At 68.7% G+C, this 9,025-nt stretch carries 8 protein-coding genes and 1 pseudogene; 1 reads left to right on the top strand and 8 read right to left on the bottom strand.

The features are described 5' to 3' along the window. Positions 1–43 precede the first annotated feature (43 nt). The 3 genes and pseudogenes from araA to araB form a co-directional block, all read right to left on the bottom strand. Positions 44–1,564, bottom strand: a complete 1,521-nt coding sequence (gene araA / locus G205_RS09700) for an L-arabinose isomerase (RefSeq protein WP_009357844.1) — start codon at positions 1,562–1,564, stop codon at positions 44–46. Between the two features lie 35 nt (positions 1,565–1,599). Further along, entirely contained in the window at positions 1,600–2,295 is a 696-nt protein-coding gene (locus G205_RS09695; RefSeq protein WP_009357843.1) for an L-ribulose-5-phosphate 4-epimerase, read from the bottom strand. Next, positions 2,292–4,017: pseudogene (araB, locus tag G205_RS23465) on the bottom strand (ribulokinase). Before araB ends, G205_RS09695 begins: the two are co-directional and overlap by 4 nt. 181 nt (positions 4,018–4,198) lie before the next feature. Here araB and G205_RS09685 point away from each other — a divergent pair. Next, complete coding sequence (locus G205_RS09685; RefSeq protein WP_009357842.1) at positions 4,199–4,681, top strand: hypothetical protein; 483 nt, start codon at positions 4,199–4,201, stop codon at positions 4,679–4,681. Here the strand turns inward: G205_RS09685 and G205_RS09680 are convergent. The 5 genes from G205_RS09680 to G205_RS09660 all read right to left on the bottom strand — a co-directional run bounded on the left by G205_RS09680 (position 4,671) and on the right by G205_RS09660 (position 8,968). Then, the gene (locus G205_RS09680) at positions 4,671–5,507 is read right to left on the bottom strand and encodes an anti-sigma factor (protein ID WP_009357841.1); all 837 of its coding nucleotides are present in this window, start codon (positions 5,505–5,507) and stop codon (positions 4,671–4,673) included. The genes G205_RS09685 and G205_RS09680 overlap by 11 nt on opposite strands. Beyond that, a complete protein-coding gene (locus tag G205_RS09675; protein WP_035752632.1) occupies positions 5,494–6,072 on the bottom strand; it encodes an RNA polymerase sigma factor in 579 nt (192 codons plus the stop codon). The genes G205_RS09680 and G205_RS09675 overlap by 14 nt, the downstream gene beginning before the upstream one ends. 73 nt (positions 6,073–6,145) lie before the next feature. Beyond that, complete coding sequence (locus G205_RS09670; RefSeq protein WP_235046847.1) at positions 6,146–6,844, bottom strand: class F sortase; 699 nt, start codon at positions 6,842–6,844, stop codon at positions 6,146–6,148. 128 nt (positions 6,845–6,972) lie between these two features. Beyond that, positions 6,973–7,815 (bottom strand): DUF4397 domain-containing protein, encoded by an 843-nt coding sequence (locus G205_RS09665; RefSeq protein ID WP_009357837.1) that lies wholly within the window; start codon positions 7,813–7,815, stop codon positions 6,973–6,975. Between the two features lie 130 nt (positions 7,816–7,945). Further along, positions 7,946–8,968, bottom strand: coding sequence for a LacI family DNA-binding transcriptional regulator (locus tag G205_RS09660; protein WP_009357836.1), 1,023 nt, complete (start codon positions 8,966–8,968; stop codon positions 7,946–7,948). Positions 8,969–9,025 lie beyond the last annotated feature (57 nt).

Here is a 9,025-nt window from a genome sequence, read left to right as displayed (position 1 = left end):
GGACTCCAGCCCGCCATATCTGGACAAAAACTCTGTGAGTTCGCTAGATGCCGCCAGCAAGTTTGTAGTAGGCGGCGTTCCAGTTCAGGTCCTTCTTGAACTGGCGGATGGTGGTGTCTTCGTCAATGGTGAGCAGTTCGGTTTTGGCGATTTCCGCGAAGTCCTCGAACACGTCCATGCCCACCTGGGTGGACAGCACGGTGTGGTGCGCGGCGCCGGCGGTGAGCCAGGCGGCGGCGGAGGTGGCGAAGTCCGGCTTCGGCTGCCACAGGGCGCGCGCCACCGGCAGGTTGGGCAGCGGCTGGTCCAGGGGAACGACGTCGACGGCGTTGGCCACCAGGCGGAAGCGGTCCCTCATGTCGGACAGCGCGACGACGACGCCCGGGGAGGCATCGGCGTCGAACACCAGGCGGACCGGGTCCTCCTTGCCGCCGATGCCCAGCGGGTGGATCTCCAGCCGCGGCTTGCCGGCAGTCAGGGACGGGCAGACCTCCAGCATGTGGGCGCCCAGGATCTTCTCCGAGCCCGGCTCCAGGTGGTAGGTGTAATCCTCCATCAGGGATGCGCCGCCGGGCAGGTCCCCGCCCATCACCTTCGCGGCGCGGACTAGGATGGCGGTCTTCCAGTCGCCCTCGGCACCGAAGCCGTAGCCCGCGGCCATGAGCCGCTGGACGGCCAGGCCGGGAAGCTGGCGGAGCGCACCAAGGTCCTCGAAGGAGGTGGTGAACGCCGCCGAACCGTTGGCCTCCAGGAAGCTTCGGAGGCCCAGTTCGATCCGGGCGCCGTACCGCAGCGACTCGTGCCGGGCCGCGCCTGCGCGGAGCTCCGGAACCACGTCGTAGAGGTCCTGGTACTCGGCCACCAGGGCGTCGACGTCGGACACCGCGGCCGCGTGCACCGCGTCGGCGAGCTCGTTGACGGACCATGTGTTCACCGCGACGCCGAAACGCAGCTCGGCCTCGGTCCTGTCGCCTTCGGTGACGGCCACGTTGCGCATGTTGTCGCCGAAGCGGGTCAGCTTCAGCGTGCGGACGGCGGCCCAGCCGGCCGCGGCGCGCTGCCAGGAGCCCACCTGCCGGGCAACCTCCGGGTTGGAGACGTGCCCGACGACGGTCTTCCGGGCAATGCCGAGCCGGGACTGGATGTACCCGAACTCGCGGTCGCCGTGGGCGGCCTGGTTGAGGTTCATGAAGTCGAAGTCGATGTCCGCCCAAGGCAGGTCGCGGTTGGCCTGCGTGTGCAGGTGCAGGAGCGGCTTGCGGAGGAGGTCCAGGCCCTGGATCCACATCTTCGCCGGGCTGAACGTGTGCATCCAGGCCGTGACGCCGATGACGGAATCGTCCGAGTTCGCCTCCAGCGCGGTGCGGCGGATGGCGTCCGAATCGGTCAGGACCGGCTTCCAGACCAGCCGGACCGGGACGGCGGAGCTGGCGTTGAGCTGGTTGGCGATCTCCTGCGACTGGGCCGCCACCTGCTTCAGGACGTCCTCGCCGTAGAGGTGCTGGCTGCCGGTGAGGAACCAGACCTCATAGCCGTCAAGGGAAGTGGATGCTGCGGTGCTCATGGGTTCTCCTGGGGAATCTAAGTCTGAAAAGGGTGCTACTGGCCGTAGACGTTCTGGTACCGGGCGTAGAGCGAATCGATGTGGCCCTGGTCGATGGGCTTCGGCTCGCCCAGCTGCCGGGAGATGTGCACCGTGCGGGCCACTTCCTCGCACATCACCGCCGCCTTCACCGCGGAGCGGGCGTCCTTGCCGATGGTGAACGGTCCGTGGTTCTGCATCAGCACCGCCGGCGAGTTGGAGTTCTTGAGCGTCTCCACGATGCCGTGGCCGATCGAGTCGTCACCGATCAACGCGAACGGGCCCACTGGAATCGATCCGCCGAACTCGTCGCTCATCATGGTGAGCACGCAGGGGATGGCCTCGCCGCGGGCCGCCCACGCGGTGGCGTAGGTGGAATGGGTGTGCACCACGCCGCCGACTTCGGGCATGTGCCGGTACACATACGCGTGCGCTGCCGTGTCCGACGACGGCGACAGCACCGGGTTGCCCCACTCGCCGTCGTCGTTTCCCGCCACGGGCACCCCGTCGAGGTCGGTGACCACCATCTGCCCGGGGGTCAGGTCCGTATAGGAGACGCCGGACGGCTTGATGACCATGAGGTCCTTGCCGGGCACGCGGGCGGAGACGTTGCCGGCCGTCCACACCACCAGTTCATAGCGGGTCAGCTCGGCGTGCAGGGCGCACACTTCCTCGCGGATGCGGGCGATCGTCTCGAGGATCGCGCCGCTCATGCCTGCACCTCCACGGCGGCCTGGCCGGAAGCCAGGAGCGAGCCGGAAGCCCTTCGCTGGATGGCCTTGAGCCGGTGCATCACGTCGTTGCTGCCCCGGCCGAAATAGTCGTGCAGCGCCTTGTACTCCTGGAACAGTTCCTCGTAGGCGGCGACATTTTCCGGAATGGGCGTGTACACCTCACCGGGTTCGGCACCCATGGCGGCGGCGGCCTCCCGGATGTCCGCATACTTCCCGGCGGCCACGGCGGCGTGGATGGCGGAGCCCAGCGCGGGTCCCTGGGCGGAACCGATAGTGGAGAGCTGCAGCCCGGTGGCGTCGGCGTAGATCTGCATCAGGAGACGGTTCTTGAGCAGCCCGCCGGCCACGATGAATTCCTTGACGGGGACGCCGGCCCCGCGGAAGGCGTCAACGATGGTGCGGGTGCCGAACGCCGTGGCCTCGAGCAGCGCCCGGTACGTGTCCTCTGGCCTGGTGGCGAGGGTCTGGCCCACCACGATGCCGGAGAGTTCGTGGTCCACCAGCACGGAACGGTTGCCGGAGTGCCAGTCGAGCGCGATCAGCCGTGTTCGCCGATGGCCTGCGAGGAAGCCAGTTCAGTGAGGTACTCGTGGATCCCCATTCCCGCGGCATCCGCAGCCTGGTGGTACTCGGGCGGCACACCGTACCTGGTGAACCAGCCGAAGATGTCGCCGACGCCGGACTGGCCGGCCTCGTAGCCCCACAGCCCGTCCACGATGCCGCCGTCCACCACGCCGCACATGCCCGGTACTTCGCGGAGCTCGGTGCCGTTCATGACGTGGCAGGTGGAGGTGCCCATGATGGCCACCAGCTGGCCCGGGTCCACTGCCCGCGCGGCGGGAGCGGTGACGTGCGCGTCCACGTTGCCTACCGCCACGGCGATGCCCTCGGGCAGGCCGGTCCAGGCCGCTGCTTCGGCGGTGAGATACCCGGCGGCGTCGCCTAGGCGGCCGATGGTGTGCTCCAGTTTGCTGCTGACGAAGTCCTTGAACTGCGGGTTCAGCGCGGCCAGGAAGTCCTCGGACGGGTACCGCCCGTCCTGGTAGATGCCCTTGTAGCCGGCGGTGCAGGCGTTCCGGACGTAGGTGCCGCAGAGCTGCCAGACGATCCAGTCGGCCGCTTCCACCAGTGGTCCATCGCGGCGCACGCCTCCGGGTCCTCCTCCAGCAGTTGCAGGCCCTTGGCGAATTCCCATTCCGAGGAGATCAGTCCGCCGTAGCGGGGCAGCCAGTCCTCGCCGCGCTCGGCCGCGAGCCGGTTGATCCTGTCCGCCTGCGGCTGCGCAGCGTGGTGGCGCCAGAGCTTCACGTAGGCGTGCGGGCGGTTCGCAAACCCGGGCACCTCGTTCAGCGGCGTACCGTCGGCCTTGACCGGCACCATGGTGCAGGCGGTGAAGTCCGTGGCGATCCCGACGACGGCGGCGGGGTCGATCCCCGCGTCAGCGATCGCGGCGGGAACGGCGTTCCGCAGGACGTCCCGGTAGTCGTTGGGCACTTGCAGGGCCCATTCGCCGGGAAGCCGCGCGGCGCCGTCGCCTGCTGTGTCCGCGGGCAGCGCGCCGGTGACCACGGCGTGCGGGTAGTCGTACACCCCGCTGCCCAGTTCCTTGCCGTCCCGGACCCGCACCACAACGGCGCGGCCGGACAGCGTTCCGTAATCCACGCCGATAACAAAGACGTCCGAGCCGTCAACTGCGTTCATTGAAAATCCTCCAGATAGCTGCCGCAGCACTGCGGCCTGCTGTTAATTGTGAGCGCTAACAAGATTGAAGTCAACAGCAAACATTCCAGAACTTGCACACCGGAGCGGGACAGCACAGGGACGCGGCGCTTAGATGGGTAAGGACAGAAGTGACAGAATTTTCCACCAGCCGGGAGACCGCATGGCCAACGCCGAACCACCGCTGCGCGCGGGCAGCCGCTCCCTGGCATGGCTGGCCGGCCCCCTCGCAACGGGCCTGGGCTGGATGGCACATGTGCTGGGGGGAGGCCGTTCCCCGGCCCTCCTTATCGTCGTGGCGCTGGCAGCGTTGCTCGGGATGGCGGCGGCCATGGCGGGGCCGCGGCGGCTTCCGCCATGGGCAGTCCTCGTGGGGGCAGGGCTGGCACAGCAACTCCTGCATCTCGCCTTCAGCGCGCTTTCCTCCGCCAGCGGTTTCGCCCTGCCGGGCCACGGCCACGGGAACGCCACATCCCCTGGTGCGGCAGCGGAGCCGGGCCAGGCCGCGGAGGACCTGCACCTGCTGCTGTACCTGCACGCCGCGGCCGCACTGCTGACCGCGCTTGCCGTGACCCAGTGGGAGAAACTCACCAAATGGCGCAGGCGGGAAGCGCCGGCAGGAGAGGAAACGGACGTCAGGAAGTGAGCGTGCCTCTGACGATGCTGACGCTTGAGTGCGCGGGATTTCCGTCCACCGGCTCGTCCGAGACATCCACAATGGGGTACTCGGAGAGTTCGAGTCCCGCCGGCACCTGGAACGTCCCGGTGTCCGCGTTCATCACGCCCAGGCTGACCAGCCGGGAAAGGTCGGGCGCGATCAGCCACACCTCCTGGTAGCCCTGCGCCTCGTCCTTGCTGAGCTGGACCTCCAGGGTGCGGGCGCCGTCCTGCGCTTCCACCACCCGGGCGGAGCCCGTTGCCGAGAACGATGCCAGCGGGGTCAGCTGGGCCTCCGCCAGCGGCAGTGGCTGGGCCGGCCGGTTGAGCGCCCAGATCCCGCCGAGGGCCACCACCACTGCAGCGGCCGCTGCCACCAGCCAGGTTCCGCTCCGCTGCCACCATGCACGGCCCTTCCTGGCGGCCCGGGCCTGGGATAAGTCTGTTGGCGGGGCAATGGCCGGCGTCGGCGCAGTGGCCGACGGCGGAGCAATGTTCGACGGCGGAGCAATGTTCGACGGCGGAGCAATGGCCGACGGCGGCAGGTGGCCCTGCTGCCCGGCGGCGGCCAGCGGATCCTCCCGCACTGACGCGGAAAGTCCCAGTTCCCGGTGGATGCCGTCCCACACCTGGGGTCCGGGAACGGAGAGCCGGCTGGTGTCCGGCGTCGTTTTCACTGCATCCACGGTGCGACGCAGCGCGGCAAACTCGGAGGCGCAGGCGGGGCACTCCTCCAGGTGCATCCGGCTGACGGCGTCGTCCCAGTCGTCATACAGGGCAAGGAGGCTCAACTCTTCCGGATCAAGGTGCGGCATGGTCTACCTCCAATCTTTTCCTCAAGTGCGTCAGGCTGCGGCGGATGTGGCTCTTGACGGTACCAAGCGGAAGGCCAAGTTTCCGCGAGATCTGCTCATGCGTCAGGTCGTCGTAGAAGGCGAGCTTCATGATGGAGCCCTGGGGTTCGCCCAGCCGTTCCAGCTCCCCGTCCAGCAGCAGGCGGTCCGCCAGGACCTCTGCCGCCTCGGTTCCGGCGCCCGGCTCGTCCGCCATCCCGGCGCCGGCTGCCGCCACCGCTTTGCGGACTTCCCGCGCGGAGACGGACCTGGCATCGGCAATGGCGTTCCGGGTGATGCCCACAATCCAGGCCGGCAGCCGGGCCGTGTGCGGGTTGAACGAAGTCCGCGACCGCCACACCCTGATGAAGACTTCCTGGGTGACGTCGTCCGCCGCCGCACGGTCACCCAGCGAGCGCAGGGCCAGGGTATGCACCAGCGGGGCGAACTCGCGGTAGGCGGTGGCCAGCGCCTGCTCATCACCGGCCAGGAAGGACGCGGTTAACCCGTCTTCCCACCGGTCGGTGGCCTGCCCAGGAAGTGCCACGGAGGACTCCTTCCCGGCTGCGGTGGCGAGAATCACGGCTGCATCACCGCTCATTCAAGGACCGCGGTGACAATCACATTGTCGCTGTAGTCCATCCGCTCGTCCAGCCATGTTCCCCCGCAGGTGACCACTTTAAGCTCGTGGGGCCCGGACCTGCGGAAGAGGCTTCGCCGTCGAATTTGTCCTTGGCCATCAGTTCCACCCGAACCACCCGGTAGGTCAGCGCCGCGGCACCCTCCCGGCCGACCTGGATGGCAGTCCCCGCCGGCACGGACTTGAGCTTCGAAAACGGTGCCCGGTCAGACGTGGTGTCGATGTGCCCCGCAATCACGGCGGTTCCCTCAGCGGCTCCCGGCGCCGGGCCGAACCGGTACCAGGCAGCCTTGTCGAAGGCGTCGGGGATTTCCATGGCACCCTCGGCTGACACCCCGCCCGGAATCACGGGCATGTTGATGGCGGTGCCGGCAACTGTGAGTGACGTCGGGGCCGGCTGGGCCGGGGCGGCCGGCCCCAGGGTGGCGGCACGGACCGGGACGTCCACCGCTGGAGCCTGCGCCGAGGGGGAAGCCGGAGCAACAGTGGGGGCGGGTGGGGAGGTAACGGGCGGGGCTGTGGCCGGCCCGGCTGCCTGGCTGGCAGTGGCCGCCGGATCCGGAGCGGAAGCTGCCGGCGCACAGGCCGGGAGAAGCAAGGCCGCCGCGAGGAAGGCAGCCCCGGCAAAACCGGAAGAACGACGGCGGGACTCCCCTGCCGTCGTCGTGGTGCTGTTCATCTGTCCGCCTTCCCCGCGGCCGCCGAAGGACCGCTGTGGTGTGGAGCTGGTGCCGGCCGCCCGGCTGGAACCGGGCGGCCTGCTTCCTGCTGCAGTTGTTGTGTAGCTGGTTGCTGTGCTGCTCCTGGTTACCGCTGTGCGCGGGCTGCCCCGATGACGCGGGCGGCGCCCAGTCCGGCGAACAGGAGGGCCAGGACTGCTGCGCCGAAGCCAAGGGCGAGAGCGGCAGGTTCTGCCGGTGCCGCTGAGGCATTGGCGGAGCCGTCAAGTGCACCCGGGACCGAACCCGGCGAGGAGTGCAGGCCTTCGATGGTCTGGACGGCCAGCTGCAGGTTGTTGTTGGCCAGGCTGCCCCATGCGTAGACGATGGTGTGCGTACCCTCTGCGACCGTGACGTCCGCAGGTCCGATGACCGGGGTTGTGGTGCCGGCGGCGGCGACGGCTGCCGGGATGGTGCCGGGGTCAAGGGTCAGGGTCTGCTCGTTCGGGTTGGCCAGGTTGGAGATGACGGCGGTGCCGCCGGCCAGGACGTCGACGGCGGGTGCTGCCGCAGCGTGCCGGACGGTCAGCTTGCCCTTGCCTGCTGCAATCTGCGAAACGTCATTGGTGTAGAGGTTGGCGGTGGGGTTGCCTCCGGCGTCCAGGTTGGCCACGGCGGTGTAGTTTCCGTTGGCGGCCAGGGTGACGCTGACGGGCCCGATTACTGCCGCGCTGGCGTCGGCGGCATCCGAGGCAGTGATGGCAAGCTCGTAGGCGCCGGCCGGGAGTGCCAGGGGGCCGGCCAGGGTGCCGGGGGTGAAATCGTCCAGGGTCCGTTCGCCGTTGACCCAGACGTCAACGGTGAGTCCGGGAACGCCGTGCAGCACGGAGAGCTGGGCGTCCCCTTCGGCTGCCTGGGCGGGGCCGGCGAGAGCGATTGCTGCCGCAATTGCCGCTGCACCGGCACCTGCTGTGAAGATCCTGTTGCGCATGTCCTTCTCCTTCATCGGCCCGCCGTGCGGGCGTTTTTTGCTTACACCCCTACTACTGGTGCAGGCCCGGAGTTGGATGCAGATTCATGGAAAATTCTTCGGCAAATTATTTGACCCTGGCGTGCCGGCCCTAGTTCGTCGCGGCCGGCGTCGCCGTGCTGGCCCGCAGCACCAGTTCCGGGGTGACGATGGTGGAGCTGACGGGCGCCCCTGCCTCGATTTCCTTCAGCATGATGTCCATGCAGCGGCGGCCCAGCTCCTCGAAGTCCTGCCGCACGGTAGTGAGCGGCGGGGTGAAGTACCCCGACTCCGGCTGGTCGTCGAAACCCACCACGGAGACGTCGTCGGGCACGCGCACGCCTGCCTCGGCGAAGGCCCGCAGCAGGCCCAGGGCCATCTGGTCGTTGCCTACGAAGATTGCCGTGGCGCTGCGCTCTTCCGCCAGCTTCCGGCCGATCCGGTAGCCGCTGCCGGCGCTCCAGTCGCCTTCCACCAGGAGCCCCTCCGGCAGGTTGGCGGTGCGGAGCGCGTCGCGCCAGCCCTGGGCACGCTCGGCGCCGTCCGTCCAGTCCGGGGGGCCGGACACGTGGCCGATCTGCCGGTGCCCCTGCCCGATGAGGTGTTCGACGGCGAGCCGGGCGCCCCGCCGCTGGTCCACCATGGTGCCGCTGACGTTGCTGTTGCCGAGGGATCCGACGGCCACCACGGGCACGGAAAGTGTCATCTCATCGAGGGCCTTCAGCGTGTCCGAGTGCGGGACCAGCACCGCGATCCCGTCCACGGCCTGGTCCATGAAGTGGCTGATGGCGTCCGCGATGGCCTCCCGGCTGACCTCCCGCAGGGCAGCGATGCTGACAAAGTAGCCGGCGTCGCGGGCGGCATGCTCCACGCCGAGGAGGGTGTTGGCCGGGCCGTACTGGGACAGCTCACTGGCCAGGACCCCGATGGTCTGCGAGCGCCGGGTCACCAGGCTCCGGGCAGCCGTGTTCCGCCGGTACCCCAGTTCAGCGATGGCCGCCTCCACCTTTTCGCGGGTGGCCTTGCTGACGTTGGGGTGGTTGTTGACCACGCGGGAGACTGTCTGGTGGGAGACCCCGGCGACGTCCGCCACGTCTTCAAGACGCGGCATCCTGCCCTTGCTGCTTTTTGCCATGTGCCTATTGTCCCTGCCCCGGACAAAACAGCAGGCCGGAGGCGAACTGCCTCCGGC

The sequence above is a fragment of the Arthrobacter nitrophenolicus genome (assembly GCF_000332815.1).
Taxonomy (GTDB): Bacteria; Actinomycetota; Actinomycetes; order Actinomycetales; family Micrococcaceae; genus Arthrobacter; species Arthrobacter nitrophenolicus.
This window is presented reverse-complemented; position numbering and strand designations above follow the sequence as displayed.

What these genes read in the sequence shown, in the direction of transcription:
- G205_RS09680 (WP_009357841.1), bottom strand. Translation starts at nt 5,507, where the DNA reads ATGCCGCACCTTGATCCGGAAGAGTTGAGCCTCCTTGCCCTGTATGAC.
- G205_RS09695 (WP_009357843.1), bottom strand. Translation starts at nt 2,295, where the DNA reads ATGAGCGGCGCGATCCTCGAGACGATCGCCCGCATCCGCGAGGAAGTG.
- G205_RS09685 (WP_009357842.1), top strand. Translation starts at nt 4,199, where the DNA reads ATGGCCAACGCCGAACCACCGCTGCGCGCGGGCAGCCGCTCCCTGGCA.
- G205_RS09660 (WP_009357836.1), bottom strand. Translation starts at nt 8,968, where the DNA reads ATGGCAAAAAGCAGCAAGGGCAGGATGCCGCGTCTTGAAGACGTGGCG.
- G205_RS09665 (WP_009357837.1), bottom strand. Translation starts at nt 7,815, where the DNA reads ATGCGCAACAGGATCTTCACAGCAGGTGCCGGTGCAGCGGCAATTGCG.
- G205_RS09670 (WP_235046847.1), bottom strand. Translation starts at nt 6,844, where the DNA reads ATGAACAGCACCACGACGACGGCAGGGGAGTCCCGCCGTCGTTCTTCC.
- araA (WP_009357844.1), bottom strand. Translation starts at nt 1,564, where the DNA reads ATGAGCACCGCAGCATCCACTTCCCTTGACGGCTATGAGGTCTGGTTC.